General features: G+C 58.8%; 15 protein-coding genes. 6 read left to right on the top strand and 9 right to left on the bottom strand.

Annotated elements, in window-relative coordinates; all coding sequences use genetic code 11:
• Positions 1 to 63: 63 nt before the first annotated feature.
• Entirely contained in the window at positions 64 to 921 is an 858-nt protein-coding gene (gene phhA / locus AB4072_RS08065; RefSeq protein ID WP_441966938.1) for a phenylalanine 4-monooxygenase, read from the bottom strand.
• A gap of 92 nt (positions 922 to 1,013) precedes the next feature.
• On the opposite strand from phhA, the gene AB4072_RS08060 reads away from it, so the two are divergent.
• Positions 1,014 to 1,517 carry an Lrp/AsnC family transcriptional regulator gene (locus AB4072_RS08060; RefSeq protein ID WP_441966936.1) on the top strand — a complete coding sequence of 168 codons (504 nt, stop codon included), beginning with the start codon at positions 1,014 to 1,016 and terminating at the stop codon, positions 1,515 to 1,517.
• A gap of 131 nt (positions 1,518 to 1,648) precedes the next feature.
• Positions 1,649 to 3,340: a hypothetical protein gene (locus AB4072_RS08055; RefSeq protein ID WP_441966934.1), complete on the top strand. Its 1,692-nt coding sequence runs from the start codon at positions 1,649 to 1,651 to the stop codon at positions 3,338 to 3,340.
• 65 nt (positions 3,341 to 3,405) lie between these two features.
• Here AB4072_RS08055 and AB4072_RS08050 read toward each other — a convergent pair whose 3' ends face one another.
• A complete protein-coding gene (locus AB4072_RS08050) occupies positions 3,406 to 4,962 on the bottom strand; it encodes a 2-isopropylmalate synthase (RefSeq protein WP_441966932.1) in 1,557 nt (518 codons plus the stop codon).
• A 362-nt stretch (positions 4,963 to 5,324) separates the two neighbouring features.
• On the opposite strand from AB4072_RS08050, the gene AB4072_RS08045 reads away from it, so the two are divergent.
• Positions 5,325 to 5,630 (top strand): hypothetical protein, encoded by a 306-nt coding sequence (locus tag AB4072_RS08045; protein WP_441966930.1) that lies wholly within the window; start codon positions 5,325 to 5,327, stop codon positions 5,628 to 5,630.
• Here AB4072_RS08045 and AB4072_RS08040 read toward each other — a convergent pair.
• From AB4072_RS08040 to pdxY, 3 genes are read right to left on the bottom strand one after another with little or no spacing between them, the layout of a single operon-like run.
• Complete coding sequence (locus AB4072_RS08040) at positions 5,621 to 6,331, bottom strand: NUDIX hydrolase (RefSeq protein WP_441966928.1); 711 nt, start codon at positions 6,329 to 6,331, stop codon at positions 5,621 to 5,623. The genes AB4072_RS08045 and AB4072_RS08040 overlap by 10 nt on opposite strands.
• Positions 6,328 to 7,233: a PhzF family phenazine biosynthesis protein gene (locus AB4072_RS08035; protein WP_441966927.1), complete on the bottom strand. Its 906-nt coding sequence runs from the start codon at positions 7,231 to 7,233 to the stop codon at positions 6,328 to 6,330. Before AB4072_RS08035 ends, AB4072_RS08040 begins: the two co-directional genes overlap by 4 nt.
• A gap of 6 nt (positions 7,234 to 7,239) precedes the next feature.
• Positions 7,240 to 8,088 (bottom strand): pyridoxal kinase PdxY, encoded by an 849-nt coding sequence (pdxY, locus tag AB4072_RS08030; protein ID WP_441966925.1) that lies wholly within the window; start codon positions 8,086 to 8,088, stop codon positions 7,240 to 7,242.
• 139 nt (positions 8,089 to 8,227) lie between these two features.
• Between pdxY and AB4072_RS08025 the strand changes: the two genes are divergently transcribed.
• The 3 genes from AB4072_RS08025 (at position 8,228) to AB4072_RS08015 (ending at position 11,350) form a co-directional block, all read left to right on the top strand.
• Complete coding sequence (locus AB4072_RS08025) at positions 8,228 to 8,749, top strand: DedA family protein (protein WP_441966923.1); 522 nt, start codon at positions 8,228 to 8,230, stop codon at positions 8,747 to 8,749.
• Positions 8,750 to 8,994: 245 nt separating this feature from the next.
• Positions 8,995 to 9,342 carry a hypothetical protein gene (locus AB4072_RS08020; protein WP_441966922.1) on the top strand — a complete coding sequence of 116 codons (348 nt, stop codon included), beginning with the start codon at positions 8,995 to 8,997 and terminating at the stop codon, positions 9,340 to 9,342.
• 469 nt (positions 9,343 to 9,811) lie between these two features.
• Entirely contained in the window at positions 9,812 to 11,350 is a 1,539-nt protein-coding gene (locus AB4072_RS08015) for a family 16 glycosylhydrolase (RefSeq protein WP_441966920.1), read from the top strand.
• Between the two features lie 99 nt (positions 11,351 to 11,449).
• On the opposite strand, the gene AB4072_RS08010 is transcribed toward AB4072_RS08015, so the two are convergent.
• The 4 genes from AB4072_RS08010 to AB4072_RS07995 all read right to left on the bottom strand — a co-directional run bounded on the left by AB4072_RS08010 (position 11,450) and on the right by AB4072_RS07995 (position 16,509).
• Positions 11,450 to 11,674 (bottom strand): hypothetical protein, encoded by a 225-nt coding sequence (locus tag AB4072_RS08010; RefSeq protein ID WP_441966918.1) that lies wholly within the window; start codon positions 11,672 to 11,674, stop codon positions 11,450 to 11,452.
• Between the two features lie 145 nt (positions 11,675 to 11,819).
• Complete coding sequence (locus AB4072_RS08005) at positions 11,820 to 12,875, bottom strand: polysaccharide deacetylase family protein (protein ID WP_441967270.1); 1,056 nt, start codon at positions 12,873 to 12,875, stop codon at positions 11,820 to 11,822.
• A gap of 128 nt (positions 12,876 to 13,003) precedes the next feature.
• Positions 13,004 to 15,190 carry a family 16 glycosylhydrolase gene (locus tag AB4072_RS08000; protein WP_441966917.1) on the bottom strand — a complete coding sequence of 729 codons (2,187 nt, stop codon included), beginning with the start codon at positions 15,188 to 15,190 and terminating at the stop codon, positions 13,004 to 13,006.
• Positions 15,175 to 16,509 carry a glycosyltransferase family 4 protein gene (locus AB4072_RS07995; protein ID WP_441966915.1) on the bottom strand — a complete coding sequence of 445 codons (1,335 nt, stop codon included), beginning with the start codon at positions 16,507 to 16,509 and terminating at the stop codon, positions 15,175 to 15,177. Before AB4072_RS07995 ends, AB4072_RS08000 begins: the two co-directional genes overlap by 16 nt.
• Between the last annotated feature and the right edge of the window lie 6 nt (positions 16,510 to 16,515).

Genomic DNA, 16,515 nt, shown 5'->3' with positions numbered 1-16,515 from the left:
AGAGGCCGTGCGTGTAACAAACGGCGCGGCCCCTGTCTACCCTTCGGAGCACGTTTTCGTGCTTCATGCAGCAGATTTTGCTTTGGCCCGGTGATAGCTGCCGTCGCCCTTCGTCAGAAGGCGATCTTCCGCTTGAAGCTCGCCGGGCTTGATATCTTCCTGAGCTTCCAATTCCTGCCAGAGCGGGATGAGTCGGTCGAGATCGAGGGATGGCCAGGCTTCGATCCCGTCGATGACAAAGTACGTCTCCTGGAAATCATCAATCCGATAAAGCGTGCGCATGACCCGGCCCAGGTCGAAGGCGACCCGATTTGGAGAAGGACTCTCTAAAGCGAAGATCGTCTCGGAGGGGGATGAGGCGATACCGGCCCCGACGATCCTGAGACCTTGGGGGGTTTGAGCGAGCCCGAATTCGACGGTGTACCAATACAACCGCGCCAAGCGCTTCAAAGCGCCTTTCTCGGCGGCGACGAGGCCGGCCTTGCCGTAAGCCTCCAGATAATCCGCGTAGATCGGTTGCATGATCAAAGGCACATGGCCGAACACGTCGTGAAAGATGTCGGGCTCCTCGATGTAGTCGATCTGTTCCGGCTTTCGGATCCAGAATCCCGCGGGGAATTTGCGGTCGGCGAGGAGGCGAAAAAACGCGAGGTCGGGGATGAGGCCGGGGACGGCAACCACCTCCCACCCCGTTGCAGCCGAAAGGCGCTGGTTCATGACGCGGAAATCGGGAATCCCCTCCTCCCCGATGCCAAGGCGGTCGAGCCCCTCCAGGAACTGATCGGCGACCCGTCCCTGCAGAATCTCACGCTGACGACGCGCGAGCGTGCGCCAGGTCGCATGATCCGTTTCGGTGTAGCTCTCAAAGCCCTGATTGACGAGATAATCGCGCGGGTCGTCGCTGCCGGTTGCTATGCTCATGGCGTTCCTCCGTCCTACAGCGAAACAATATCACCTGTGGATGGTCACTATGCGCCCATTTGACCTCATAAAGCTGCACACTAGGTCATTTAATGACCTTACTTGGATATCCGATGACAAAAAGACGCCCCCTCTCCCCCTCTGACCGGAGGATCCTCAGAGTGATCCAGAACGACGGACGCATCACAAATGCAGCCTTGGCTGAAGAAGTCGGGCTCGCTGCTTCCCCTTGCCTGAGACGCCTGAAGGCGCTGGAGGATGACGGCGTGATCGAGGGCTATCGCGCGCTCGTCAATCGTAAGGCTCTCGGCTTTGAAGTGGAGGCCTTCGTTTTCATCAAGCTTGAACAATCGGAGCCCGGTTGGCGCACGCGCCTCGTGGAACGCCTCAAAAGCTATGACGAGGTCGTCGCCTGTTACGCCTTGACCGGAGAAGTCGACCTGCTGGTGCATGCCGTCGCCGAGGATATCGAGAGCCTCGGCGAATTCACCATGAACCGTCTGCTCCCGCTGCCGGGCGTTGCAGACGTGCGGTCAAGCTTCGTGCTCTCGACCGTCAAGCCGCCAAGCGCTTTGCCGGTGCCAGACGGCCAATGAAGGGCTCTTCCCGGGTCCCGGATAGGTGAGGCTTGGCAAAACAAATAGGGCATGTCAAATGCAATGATACAAAATGACATTACCCTTTGCAAAGCGCTCTCGGCGGCAGAAATATGCAGCATCGAAAAGCAGTGCCCTCTTTAGAAACCTCTACGGACAAGGGGTTCCGGTTTGAAGTACCCGGCGAGAAATGGGCGTGGGCCATCTTTCTGTCGATTGCCTTTGTGGTTCTGCAGATCAAGGCCTCGCTATGGGGCGGGCGCCTGTTGCTGCCTCCCACCTATGACGATGTCGGCTATTTCAACGACGCGATCTTGCGCCTGAAAACCATTCACGATGAGGGTGTGGTCGCCGGGCTTAACCAATACATCAAAACTCCACCGCATTCGCCACTCTACACCGCGCTCGCCATGTTCGGCTTCACAGTCTTCGGCACTGTGCCATGGGCAGCGGCGGCGGCAACCGCTTTACCGCTTGTTCTGATCATCCGCCTATTCTTCGCCGTCAGTGGTCTTCCGATCCGACTATCGGCTTTGCTGGTAGCCGCCTTCCTGCTCATGCCCTACGCATATTTCCTCACGGTCGAGTTTCGCCCTGACGGATTTACCGGCGTCTTCCTCGCCTCCGGCGCAATGATGACAGTTCTCATGCCATGGCTTGAGCGGGGGTGTATTCAGGCCGGCGCAGGCGTATTGTTCGGTGCGGCGCTTCTCGCGAAACCCTCGTTCCTGCCGCTCACGCTTGTCGTGATGTTTGCGTCAGTCGGACTCGCCGCCCTACCAGCGGTTCGAGACACTAAAGCCTGGAGAAAGCTTGCAACCGCAAGCGGAGTGACTCTCGGGATCGCTCTTCTGCTCGCCGCGCCTTACTATGTCGTCGGCTATCAGCATGTCTTCCAGTATATCTATCACAACACGCAAGCCCCATCCGCCGTTGTATGGGGAGGGCCCCTGCCCCTTCCCGAGAGGCTCGCTTACTATCTCATCGGTGTTGGTGCAGGTCCGACAATTGGCGGCTGGCTGTTCGTCACCCTTGCTCTTCTTGCCGCAGCTCTGGCTTGGAATGTTGTTTTTGCACGATGGGATATCCTCTATCGCATCGGGAGCGCCGTTGTCGTGGCGGGACTTGCCTATTTCATCCTGACTTTCACGAACACCAGAAGCTCATGGATTGGACTGGGCTTCACGGGTTTTGCTTTCGTCGGCTTAGCCGTGGGCGCCGTGTGGCTGTGCCGCTTTGCGCGAGAGAAAGGCCACCCAACGGCCGCGTTGACCGTGACGATCGCCCTCCTTCTCGGCGCGTTGGTTACATTCAGACTTCCGACTTATGCACCAACCGATATTGGTGTGGCGGATATTTTTCGGGCCTCTGTCAAAAAGAAACTGACCCGGACGGATCTTATCGGGATGAGTTTGCAACAGGTTGCAGACGCAGAACGCGCGAGCCTGGATCGTGTCGTCGATGTTCTTTCGACCATTCCGGACCTCAAGAGACAAGTCGTTTATATGGGCCCCATTGCGCAGTACGTGAATCCCTCGTCACTGCAATACACCTTGATCCAGCGTGGCTCCGCGCATCCGAAATGGGCAGCTCCGTACATCGCTGGAAAAATGCAGCAACACGCATCCGCGATGAAGAAAGCGACCTACGCGATCCTTTTCACGCCGGATAGCACGCAGCCCTTGGAATGGCTTCCCAGCAACGACTTGCGAGAGGCGTTAATGAGCACCGTGCCGGAGGCTGGTTTCGAGGAGATGGCCCGTCTCCCTGACGCCAGTGGGCGCGGACAGATCATCGTGTTCCGCCGCGCGTCACGCGCATAAAACCGGCAGACGCTGTAAGCGTCTGCCCGATATCTATAGCGTGATTATATCAGCACGCTCCCCACTTATTCCGCCGCGTGGGCGTGAACACGTACGCCGCGAGCGACGAGCTTGTTGAGTGCGCCGAGATAGGCTTGGGCGGAGGCGACGAGCGTGTCCGGATCGGCAGCGCGGGAAGTCACGCTGCGGCCGTCGGCGGTCAGCCGCACCGACACCTCTGCTTGCGCGTCCGTGCCTTCAGTGACCGCGTGCACCTGGTAGAGTTCGAGAGCAGCCTCATGCGGCACCAACGCCTTGATGGCGTTGAAGGTCGCGTCAACCGGGCCGTTGCCCTCCTGCTCCTCCGTGACGATGCGTCCGTCCACATCGAGCTTCATGGTCGCGCGCTGCGGGCCGCGCGTACCAGCGACAATGGAAAGCGAAACCAGCTTGATGCGGTCGTTCGCGGTGGCGAGATTCTGGTCCACCAGGGCCTCGATGTCCTCGTCGTAAACGTTCTTCTTGCGATCGGCCAATTCCTTGAAACGCACGAATGCGTCCTCGAACTGGTTCGCGCCCAATTCGTAGCCCAGCTCCGTCAGCTTGTTGCGGAAAGCAGCGCGACCGGAATGCTTGCCCATGACGAGCGAGGTCTTGGACACCCCGACCGATTCCGGTGTCATGATCTCGTAGGTCTGCGAGTGCTTGAGCATGCCGTCCTGATGGATGCCGCTCTCGTGTGCGAAGGCGTTTCGGCCTACGATGGCCTTGTTGTATTGCACGGGGAACGAGGTCGCGGCGGCAACCAATTTCGAAGCGCGTGTCAGCATGGTCGATTCCACGCGGGTCTCGTAGGGCAACACATCGCCACGGGTGCGGATCGCCATCACGATCTCTTCCAGCGCCGCATTGCCTGCACGCTCGCCGATGCCGTTCATCGTGCATTCGATCTGCCGCGCGCCGCCTTCGAGCGCCGCCAGCGAATTCGCGACGGCCAATCCCAGATCGTTGTGGCAATGAGCGGAGAAGATTGCCTTGTCCGCGTTCGGCACACGTTCGCGCACGGCCTTGAACATGGCGCGGTATTCATCGGGCGTCGCATAGCCGACCGTATCCGGCAGGTTGATGGTGGTCGCACCGGCCTTGATCGCGGCATCGACGCAGCGGCACAGATATTCGATGGGCGTGCGCGTCGCGTCCATGGCCGACCATTCGATGTTGTCGATCAGGTTGCGCGCCTGCGCGACAGTCGTGGTGATGATCTCCAGAACTTCTTCTTCGCTCTTTCGCATCTGGTGCTCCAGATGGATCGGCGATGTGGAGACGAAGGTATGGATGCGCGGGCGCGCGGCGTTACGAACGGCTTCGCCTGCGCGAGCGATGTCAACGGAAATGGCCCGTGCCAGACCTGTGACGACCGCGTTCTTCACGCGCTGTGCGATCAGCGAGACCGCCTCGAAATCGCCGTTGGACGCAATCGGGAAGCCGGCTTCGATCACGTCGACACCCATCACATCGAGCAGCTCGGCGACTTCGAGCTTCTCTTCCAGGGTCATGGTCGCGCCGGGGCATTGCTCGCCGTCGCGCAAGGTGGTGTCGAAAATCAGAACGTGATCTTTGGCCGAACCGGTGGAAACTGACATTTTGTAGCCTTCTCAAGGGGAGCTGCGCTCAAGGCGCTCCAGTGGTTTCGATTTTTCGAACCCCTGAGAGCCCAGGCGTTGACGCCCAGCCGACCCTCAGGGGCGACTAAGGAGAAGAAGGCCAAGGAGGCGCGCGCGACCGGCCGCGGAAGCGGCAAGGGTCGTCAGAGCGCTGGCGGAGCCGATGAACATCGCGGCCCGATCCTCCTGGGAAGCCTCGCAATCAAGCGACGCATGAAATCGCTTTTATCGACCGCTTGCCCGTCTGGCAAGCCGCTTCGAAGGGGCAAGGCGTCTTGAAACCGCCGCGCCGAGCCCAAGCTAGACCATTACCGCATGCTCGTCCTGCAAGGGGATTCTTCATGAAGAACGGTTTCGGGGCTGTGTTTTTCGCGATTTTGGCCGTGGTTTCGCTCGCCGCCTGCAACCGGACCAACTCCTCGGACCCACCTTCAACCGCTGCCGTCACTCCCGCCGGGTGCGCGGGAGAAGTTGAGAGCTACAAAGCCATCATGGATAACGACCGGCAGATGGGCCACGTCCATGTCTCGGTCTACAATCACGCCGTGAAGGAAATCGACCAGGCCTCAGCCGTCTGCGCGGCGCGCCGAAATGCGGACGCCATTCGCATGCTCAACGCCACAAAATTCCGCTACGGCTATCGCTGAGAAAATTGCCACTCGAAGAATGTCTGGAGCCATTGCGGCATCGTCTTGGGATCGATATCGGGCGGCCCGCGCACGATTTTCACATCGGACAATTCCGGCTCGTCCTGCCGGGCGATTTCGGCGCGGATCCGCTCGGCGATCACTTCAGCCGGCTCCGGCACGACAACGTTCCGAACCAGCGCGACCGCTGGCCAACGGCGCACGACGATCCAATCTTCCGACACCGCATAGCCGGTGGCTAAACCGGTCTCTTCTTCGAGCTCGCGCGTGAGGCTCGTTGCGAGATCGACAGTGCCATCAGACCTGATATCGGAACGATCCGGCGTTCCGGCAGCAAAATAGACACGCCCCGCATTGGCCGTGTGCTCGGCCATGACACCACAGATGAAGGCGCCATCGGAGCCCTGCAGAGCACCGACGGCAAATCCGTTGGCGACACCGGTATCGCGCTGAGGAAGATCGAGCCAGCCGACGAAATCGGAATAGTCCATCTCCGAATAGATCATGCAGCACTTGTCAGCCGTCAGCTCCATGTCGCGAACAGCGAGCACCCGGCCGTTGAACATCCTGGGCTTCAGCGCCTTGCGGCGTTGCCAATTGGCTTCGATCCGCTCCCGGTTTTCGAGCGCCCATGGCCAGTCCATGACTTCGACGCGGGCCTCGACGCTGGCGACGCGCGCGATCAGGATCTCCTGGTTCATAGGAGGAGCTCTCCACGACTCACGAGAACGGCGTTTCCACCGATTTCAGCAGAAACAAGAGCGCCGCTTTTGATCGTGAGCTGAAGTGCGATGTGGCTCGGACGTCCCATCTCGAAGCCCTGCTCGATGAGAATGTTGTGCTCACCATCGCCGAGCGGTTCACATTGCATCAACGCGCCTGCGAAAGCAGCGGCCGCAGAACCCGTTGCCGGATCCTCGGGGATTCCCATCCCAAGACCGAACATGCGAGCGCGGAACGTCAGCCCCTGCGCCGATTGCGAACGCGTGTAGACGTAAGGCGCGGGGTGGTCGCTGTCGCCGAAGACTTTATCGAACGCTTCGCTTTGCGGCTTGGCCCGCGCCAGAGCATCGAGCGAGTTGACCGGCACCAGATCGTAGGCCACGCCGGCCGAATGGCGGCTCGGTACATGTCGATCGAAACCGATCTCGGAAGGGTCGAGACCAAGTGCCCACGCACATTGCGAGGCTTCCTTGCCCTCGGCCCAAACGAAGGGCAGTCGCGGAAGGCGAAAGCGCGCGTGCCCTTTGCCGTCACTGTCGATCTCGGCTGCGCAGGGGACGATGCCAACCTTCTCCTTCAAGCCGAAAGCAAGCGCGCCCGGCTCTCCCTTACGGTCGAGCAGCGCAAGAAGCACCGCCGTTCCAACGGTCGGATGACCTGCGAAGGGCAGTTCGCGCTTCGGGGTGAAGATGCGGATATCGGCGCGCTGGCGTGGATCTTCCGCGCGAAACACGAAGACCGTCTCGGAAAGATTGAGCTCACCCGCGATTGCCTGCATGCGGCTGTCGTCGAGCCCTTCGGCATCGAGAACGACAGCGAGCGGATTGCCGGCAAGCTGCGTGCCTGTAAACACATCGAGAGTGTAAAGGGGGCGGGTCATGGCGGTTCAGATCTCTTCGGCTTGGAAACGATAGGTCGGCGATACGAATTCGTCTTGTGCGGCAACGGTCAAAATTTCGCGCGCTCCCGCCGCTTCCGTGCGCTTCAATAAGCCGTAAATCGAAGACGCTGCTTCTACGAGCGCCGTCACCGCGGAGCGGCTGCGCGCATAGTGAACGAAGAAGAGGGCCGCAATCGCATCCCCTGCCCCATTGACGTTGACCAAAAGCTTGGGCGTGCGCACGGACCAGAAGCGCCCACCGTCCCCGACGACAAGATCGACCGAGCCGGCGGGCGTCTCGCCGGTCTCCACCGACGTTACCAGAATAACCTTCGGCCCGAGCTCGTGGACCGCGCTGATCGCCCGCTTGAGAGCGTCATTGCTCTGCGTCTCGATGCCGGAGAGATAGTTGAGTTCGAACTGGTTCGGCGTGAGGATGTCAGCGGCAGGAACAGCCTGCTCCCTCAGGAATTCCGGAACGCCGGGGCGCACGAACACACCACGTCCCACATCTCCAATCACAGGATCGCAGCAATAAAGCATATCCGGGTTGGCAGCCCGCACCTTTGCAACGGTCCCAAGGATCGCGTTGCCGATATCGGCGGACCCCATATAGCCGGACAGCACGCCGTCGCATTGGGACAGTACACCCCGCTCGCCGATCCCCTCGACCAGATCCTCGATGGCTGGCCCGTCGAAAACCCTGCCCTTCCAGGAACCGTAGCCCGTGTGGTTCGAGAACTGCACCGTGTGAATGGGCCAAACCTCCACGCCGAGGCGCTGCATCGGAAAAACCGCCGAAGCATTGCCCACATGACCGTACGCGACATGAGACTGAATCGAGAGAATGTTCATGACTGATGCCCAAGATGAGATCTTCGGGTTAGCGCATCAGTGGCGCTGCATCAAATTGCGCGATGTGATCTGATTGATCACGGAATATGACAGACCGTGCTATTCACCACCTCTCCAGACATGCGGGATCGCCGTTTCTATGGACTTCGAGACCATCAAGGCCGCCTTCGTCGCTTTCGTGCGCGCCAATCAGGATTATGCGCCCTTTGTTGTGGGGCTTCTGACCTTTGGCGAGTCGCTGGCTTTTCTGTCGCTGCTGCTGCCGGCGACAGCAATTCTCGTGACAGTCGGGTTCTTGCTGACGACGATGGACATCCCCTTCTGGCATGTCTGGCTTGGCGCGGCTGTCGGTGCCGGTGCCGGCGACTGGGTTTCGTTCGCCATCGGCCAACGCTTCAAAACAGCCGCCTATGGCGTATGGCCCCTTTCGCGAAACCCTCATCTCATCACGCGTGGAGAGCACTTCTTTCTTCGCTTCGGCCCCTGGGCGGTTTTCATCGGGCGGTTCTTCGGCCCGGCGCGGGCGGTGATCCCACTCGTCGCGGGCATCTTCCTCATGCCACCGGTCCTTTTTCAACTCGCCAACTGGGCATCTTCGTTCGTCTGGGCTTTTCTTCTGCTCGCCCCCGGCGCCGGACTCATGGAACTGCTGAGCCGATAGGCGACAGTCACCACCGAAGCGTGAATTTTTTGATCTGCCTCAACGTTAGGATAGAGCCGTCCAAGGGATAGCGAAGTACCTATCCTTTGCGACGACTTCCGCCTTCTAGTGCTGAAGCGGCGGTGTCTTTAGCTCATCACTTCGATGGCTTCATTTTCCTTTAGATTCCTCTCCGTTCCAAGAGGTGGCAAGCACTATAAGTAATGTTACACGATTTCGCTTTGCTGAGCATCAAAGCATAAATCATGGCCTATTTTCCTCAAGAACCTCATGAGCGGCACGATGATGAGCTGTTCGAAATTGCAGATCCCTGCCCGGAGAATATTCCCGGCCTTCCCTATTCCTGGCAACACTACGGATGGTGGATCGCGAGCCTCTTTTTTGCGGGGATATGGATCCTCGACAGTCTCAGTACTCTCAATGAAGCGAGTGGTTTTACCGGCCTCAGCAGGCTTGCTGGAAGCCTCTGGAATCTCGTGCTGGCGATGCTTCTCTCGTACCTGATTTTCAAATTCAGCCGACCCTATCTGCGCAGCCTTTCCTACGTGCTGTGCGCTCTGAGCGCTGGGTATCTTCTCCTCGCGCACAGATGACGGGCCATGAGCCTTGATTGGCCGACGCCATCCGGTTTTCCGCAAAACCGCAATCAAAAGTAGTATTTTTCAACTATTGATGCATCCACGAGAGGTCTGCCGACATCGCGTTAATCATGTTCGAAGAAAGCGCCGTCGATTTTCAATAATCCGATTGAGGTAACCCAAGGGAATGGCTTGAATTAAGAAATCATTAACTTCTTCGACCGTCGCCCGGAGGCGAATCAAAAAATGAGACGGAACTCTTTGAACTTCAAAGAATTATCGACCTCTTCGTCACTGGGTGAAATCAAAGAAACGTACGGTAGCGCACAATCTGCATTTCAATATAGATGCGCTATTGGTGGTACAAAGGCCGCGCTTGCTTCAAATAAACTGAACTTAAAATTTGTAGTTCGAAATTCAATACAGCAAATAAATCCCGCAGATACAGTCGATTTACTTATTAAAAATTGTTGAAGAGGCAATAATGACTATCAATCCTAACAATCTTGCCGGAACGGCAGCATTGACTTTCAACGAGGATTTCAACTCGTTCAGCTATTGGAATGGCTCAAGTGGAATTTGGGATACGGGCTATCCCTGGACGGCAGCCAATGGGGGCACAAACGAGAGCAACAACGAACAGCAGTGGTATATCAACGCCAATTACAGTGCCACTCAAGGGCTCGGCACCTACAAAATCAATAACGGTGCTATGAACATCACCGCCGCGCCCACCCCCACCTCGATCAAACCGTTCGTCAACGGGTATAACTACACTTCAGGAATGATCACGACCAATCATTCCTTCAGCCAAACTTACGGCTACTTCGAAATGCGCGCCCAGCTTCCGGCCGGGCAAGGTTTGTGGCCAGCGTTCTGGCTACTCCGAACGGATTACTCCTGGCCGCCGGAAATTGACATCATGGAGGTCATCGGCAGCCAGCCGAACGTTCTCAACACGACCGTCCATTACGGCAACAACCAATCGATGGGCACGGAGATCAATGTTTCCGGAATGACGACCGGATTCCACACCTATGGCGTCGATTGGCAGAAGGACACGATCACCTGGTACTTTGACGGGCAAAAGGTGTTCCAAACGGCGACACCGGCCGGCATGGATAAACCCATGTACATGCTCGCCAACCTGGCCGTCGGCGGCGATTGGCCCGGCAGCCCGAACGGAAGCACAAGCTTCCCTGCAACGATGCAGATCGACTACATCCGGGCTTACAGCGCGGCGGCGGGCGGCGGCACGGGCACGGGCACGGGCACGGGGACCGGTTCAGGCACCGATACCAGCGACAACCCCGGTTCGGGTACGCCCTCGAGTCTTTTCGTGCTCAAGACGAGCGCCAAGCCGACCAAGACGCTGAACGGAACTTATGATTGGGACATTCTCACGGGTACCTCCGGCCGCAATCTAATCGACGGCAAGGAAGGTGGCGACCGGATGACCGGCGGCAAAGGTGACGATACCTACATTGTCGAGAACATCGCCGACAAGGTCGTCGAAAAGGCGGGCCAGGGCATCGATACAGTCAAGACCAACCTCGCCCGCTACGTCTTGCCGGCAAATGTCGAAAACCTCATCCTGACCGGCAAGGGCGATCAGATCGGTATCGGCAACAGCCTCAACAACCGCATCAAGTCGAATGGCGTCGGCGACAACATCCTCAAGGGCGGTGGAGGCGACGATATTCTGTTTGCAGGCTCCTATGCGGACACGCTCAGCGGCGGATCGGGCACGGACGTCTTCGTTTTCTCGAAGGCTCCCGTACGTGCCGGTCACGTCACGGACTTCACGCCTGGCACTGACATGCTCGATCTGCGTGGCCTTTTCAGCGGGTACACCGGTTCTGATCCCGTAGCCGACGGACGACTCTTTTTCCTCGCGGATGGAAAGGGCAATACCGTCGTGAAGTTCAAGGCAAGCGCAACGGCGGCGATGAAGGTCGTCACCACCCTCGATCACGTTTCGCCTTCACAAATGCACCCGCAGGACGATTACTTCTTCTTCTGAGCGCGAACTTCTCTCGGCCGTATGGCCAACTCCGTTTCACTCCCGGGTGAAGCGGAGTTTTTTGTTTCAAAGGGGGAAAGGATACGTATTGCGCCAGGATCAGGCGGACTTGGCCAAACGACCAGTCTTACTTTCCACGGCCACAAGCCGCTCACTCTGATGGCGGGCACGGTTGCGTGAAGCTATGGCGATGGCGGCGGCGCCTGCAAACAAACTGCCTCCGAAGGGAGCCGCAATAATCGCCGGAAGAAGGCCAAAGGTCGTCCACGCCGCCGCGAAAGCGACGATGCCGCCTATGAGTAGCGCGAAAAGCACGGCTACCATGGGTTCCTCCTTCCCCGAGTACGCCTTCCCTTAGACAGATGGGTAAGGAGCGCAACAATATTGTTACGCTGAGGAAAGTGGCTTTGGCAAGGCAGGACCGTCTTTCTGGCCTCAAGAAGCCTTCCTTAAGTTAACGGGAGGGCCTTCAGTACCGGTTGAGCCCCAGATTGCCGATCTCCCAAGGAAGGAACGGCACACCGGATAAAAGCGCGCGCAAGGCCGGCTCACTTTGGTAGAGTCCGTTGATCGACACGCGGGGAAGAGCTGTGAGGTGTTGCGCGTGCTTTTGGAACACATGCCCCGGCCTCGTTGTCACGCAGGTAGCAAATCCGGTCTCCTTACCGAGTCGAAACTCTCGATCACCCGCCGAATTCCGGTCCCCCAGGGGATATGCCATGTGGCAAACCGAAATGCCGAGCCGCTTTTCGATCAAGGCCTTGCTGTCGACCATTTCCCGGCTCACGAAATCGTCGTCATGGCGCGCGAGGATCGGATGCGACATCGTGTGCGATCCAATCGTCACGTTCGAGTCCTGCGCCAGAACCCGTAGTTCGTCCCATGTCGCGCAATTGTCGCGAACGAGTTGGTCGGGATCGAGGTTTACTTGCGCAGCGAGCTGGCCCGCGACGGCGCGCAATCGCTCTTCCGGCCCGGCCTTCAACCGCTGAACAAGACTTTCGAACACCGCGTTCTTTTCGTCGAGAGTACGAACATCGAGAGTTTCTGTGGCATTATCGAGTGTGATCTGGATCGCGTCCAATCGTGCAATGGCCGCCTCGATCTCGTGCCACCAAAGACGTCCATGCCCATCGGCGAAGTCCGGAACGACGTACACCGCCCACGGCACATTGTGACGTTTCATGATCGGCCACGCATATTCGATGTTGTCGCGATAACCATCATCGAATGTCAACACAGCGAATGGCTTGCTCGAACCGCCTGTTTTCAACCGCTGTGGAAGCTCGTCGAGAGAAATGATGTCGAACTCCTCTCGCTTCAGCACATTGATCGTCAGATCGAGAAACTCAGGCGTCACCTCGAGGTATTGATTGGGACAGAACGGACGCTCCCGCGCCGGTCTGACATGATGGAACATCAGGATAACGCCATCTCCCTGTGCGAAGGGCCGCAGCCAACGATCCGCGCGCGTGGCCTCGATCAGCGCAAAGCCCTTCGCGAACAAGTTGTGTCGACGCGCCATCGCCCCATTCTCGTCTGCCGGGGGCGCAAGAGGATTGGCCTCCCGCTTCGTATCGGTCATAGCCACCGAAACTGAGGACGGGAAGCGCGTTGGAGAAGCACTGTCGGACACGGAAAATCCCTTCCCTTTTACCTCTTCAACGGAACAGGCGGAGTGAAAACACGAATATGATCGATGCGGAATTCCGCAGGGAACCGCGTTGCGGAATCCGGCGTGCCCGGCCAATGACCGCCGACAGCGAGATTGACGATCAGATACATCGGTCGATGCATGTCGGATGGCGTCACCGTGTATCCGACGGCGCGTCCATCGAAATACCAGACGATTTCTTCCGGCGTCCATTTAACGGCGTAGGTGTGATAATCCGCCGACAGATCCGGCGTCGAAACGCGCGCCTGCGCCTGTACATACTCGCCGAAGGAACGTGTGTGCATGGAGACGAACATCGTTCGTGTTCTATCGCCGAGCACCTCCATGACATCGAGTTCCGGAGGCCAGGTCTGATCATCCGGGGCGAGCCAGAAAGCAGGCCACAGACCTTTTCCGCGCGGCACCATCGCGCGGATCTCCGCATAGCCGTATTGCATCGAGAAGCTCCGCGCGGTCGTAAGAAGCCCGGAGACATAGGGAAAATCGACCTTGCCCTGCGATGGGCGCGCCCGAATGATCAGACCTGGCCCTTCGATGGAAAACGGATTGAGACTGTTGAAATCGCCTGCCTCCCGTCCGGCTCGTGGGTCGACGTAATATTGCAGTTCTTTATTCGGCGGATTGGTGCGCCCGCCCCAAGGATAGTGCGGCTCCCACACACCACTGGAGCCGTCCCAGAGGCGAAGGCTTCGGAAATCGTCCGCGAATGCCAGCTTCCATCCGACCGGCGGCACAGCGTGGCTCTCCTGAAGACGGGCAGGAACGGCAAGACTGCGTGCAGGCGGGAAAAGCCAGGCGGCACCTGACAATCCAACCACAAGGATGGTTTGAACAGCGATGACCCTGAAAGCGGCTCCCTTCGCGAGCAGTCCATGAACGCGCATCAGAACAGTGAGACTGATGATGAGCGTCAACCCTGCAAACGCGCATCCCCACGCTTGCCCATTGCCGCCGGCCATTCTGTCGCCGACGAACATCGCGCCCACGAGAATGAGGTATCCTGGCACGAAGATCGCAAGCGCTTCCCGTCGGGGGCGTTGCGAGAGCGCCATGGCGATCGGGATCAGCCAGGCGACGACACCAAGAGAAATGCAGGAAATCGCGAACGCTATCGTGATCGCCGTCGCATCGACGTAATTCGAAAAGACCCGGTCGATCAAAGGCCCGGCGATCAGGATGGCGATGGCCGCAACGACCGCAAGGCCAAGCGCCACCACGTGCGCTTCTCGTTCGATCAAACGAGAACAAGCCCCACGCGGCGAATGCACGGCTTGCGCCAGAAGCTTCGGATACCGAACCTGTGCGATTGTCGAGAGAAGACCGATGCCGATAAAGGCGAGATTGGCGCCGAAGGCGAACAGACCAAGTTCGACAGATGACAAGAAGATCGCCGCGATCCAACGGTTGGCCGTCATGTAGACGAGCCACAAAACGTTGAAGACGAAAAGCGGCATCGCCGTGCGCAGAACCGAGAAGATCGGCGCTATGGAGATGCGGCGCGTTTGAAGCAAGGGTCGAGCGAGCGTTCCTGCGAGAATACCGTACCAGACGAGGAGAACGACGAAACAGCCTGTGACGCCCGCATAGAGTATGCCGCCAAGACGCGGTGCCGTCATACCCACCTGAAGCAACAGCGCCAGCGCTGTGAATTCCCAAATATGAGATCGCGCTCGATAAAGCGTCACCGGCGTGTTGGCGATCATGGCGAATACTCCGCCGGCAATGGCCAGCGAAGTGTCCAGCGCCGACAAACGCCCGGTCATGAAGGCGACGATGGCGGCGAGAGGCAACACGACAATGAGGATCGCCCCGCCGACGGCCCAGCTCGCGCGCAAGATCTCGGCGCTGCGTGTCTGCGCCTCCCCATCGGATTTCGCAGCGGTCAACTCCCGATCGGCGAGTTGCGACAGACCGAGATCGAATTTTCCTGCGTACTGAAAAAGACTGGAGAGCAGAGCGAACGCTCCGAATGCCGAAGGGCCGAGCAAAGACGGCGCCAGAAGCGATGTACCCGCGCTGATGATGCTGAGAATCGACGTGCCGGCGGCATAGGCCAAGGGAAACCCGAGCCATGCCAATGCCCGGCTCTGGCGTAAGCCTTGCATTGCACTTGGCAGGGATAGAGGCTCCGCCGTCGCCGCATCCGGACCTATACCGGTTGGCATCGCTCGTTACGCCTCTCTGGTCGAGCGATTACCTCTTGGACGATCTGCCCAATGCGCTCGGCAATACCGCCCCAGCCCAAATGATCCTGCGCAAGCCGCAAGGCATTGGCGGAACATGTCTCATAGAATTGCGCATCCCGAACGTACCGTTCGATGGCATCGGCAAGATCGCTCGGGGCCATCCCCTTTGCGATCACACCGGTTCTGCCATCATCCACCTGCTCCACAAGACCACCGACAGGCGTTGCGACAATGGGAAGACCGGCGGTCAGAGCTGTTGCCGCAACGCCTGACTGACTCGCCTCGATATACGGGAGCACAGCGAGATTCGAACGCGACAATGCATCGGCGATCTCGTCGTCGTTGACCCATTTGTTCGTGAGAGAGATTCCAGGCAACCCCTCGATCTGCGACGCATACGGTTCGATGTCGCCGGAGCCGACGATATCGAGTTCGACAGGCACGCCGCGCTGCCGGAGAATGCTGTAGGCGTCGAGGAGATGGCCCAGTCCTTTGTAGGCGACAATGCGCCCGAGGAAGAGCAGGCGGACCGACCCGTTTTGCGGAAAATGCCGTGGCGTGACGGGATCCGAACCATAGGTGAAGGATCCGTGCGGCACCGTCCAAATGCGGTCGCGCGGGAAACCGTAAATCTTGTGCGCCTCAAGTCCCACGTGATCCGACAGGACGATCAGAGCGTCGGCAGCCTCGACCTGGCGCTGGATCACCAATTGGCGGAACGGATACCAATCCCCCGGATGCAACTTCGCATCATGCAGCACGAAAATGAAACGCTTCGCACGCCGTCTCAGGATCGCGATGGAAGCGGCATCCCAGATGGACTGCATCGTGCAGATCGCGACATCCGCCGCGCTCTCGTCCATGGCACGGCGGAACTGACGCTTGATACGCGGCAACCCCAAAAGACCACGCGCGGCAGCGAGTTTGCCGGCCCATGTCTCCTTGTTGCCCTGAAAGGTTTGCATGACCCAAAGAGGAACGTCGGGAATCGTTTGTGCGAAAGCCGCAAGTTCCGAACCTTCGGAAGCGGCAAGAAACGGCAGGATGCCCGGCACGCTCTTCAAGGCGCGAACGAGCTCGTAAGTGAATTTGGACCCCGCTCCGGCTCGCCCCCAATGCCAGAGCAGCACCTTACTAGCAGCCGCCTTCGGCACGACGCTCTCATCCGACGAGACGGGCGCCACCGCAATTTGCGACCTGCTCGTCCCCTCACCTGAGAGGCTGGCTCCAAGGCGATGAAAAACGCTATTCACGTCGGGTGCCGCGCTGACATCCATGGGTATGCTGCTTCCTGTCATCGTCGT

Source organism: Microvirga sp. 2MCAF38 (genome assembly GCF_052115485.1).
GTDB lineage: Bacteria > Pseudomonadota > Alphaproteobacteria > Rhizobiales > Beijerinckiaceae > Microvirga.
This window is presented reverse-complemented; position numbering and strand designations above follow the sequence as displayed.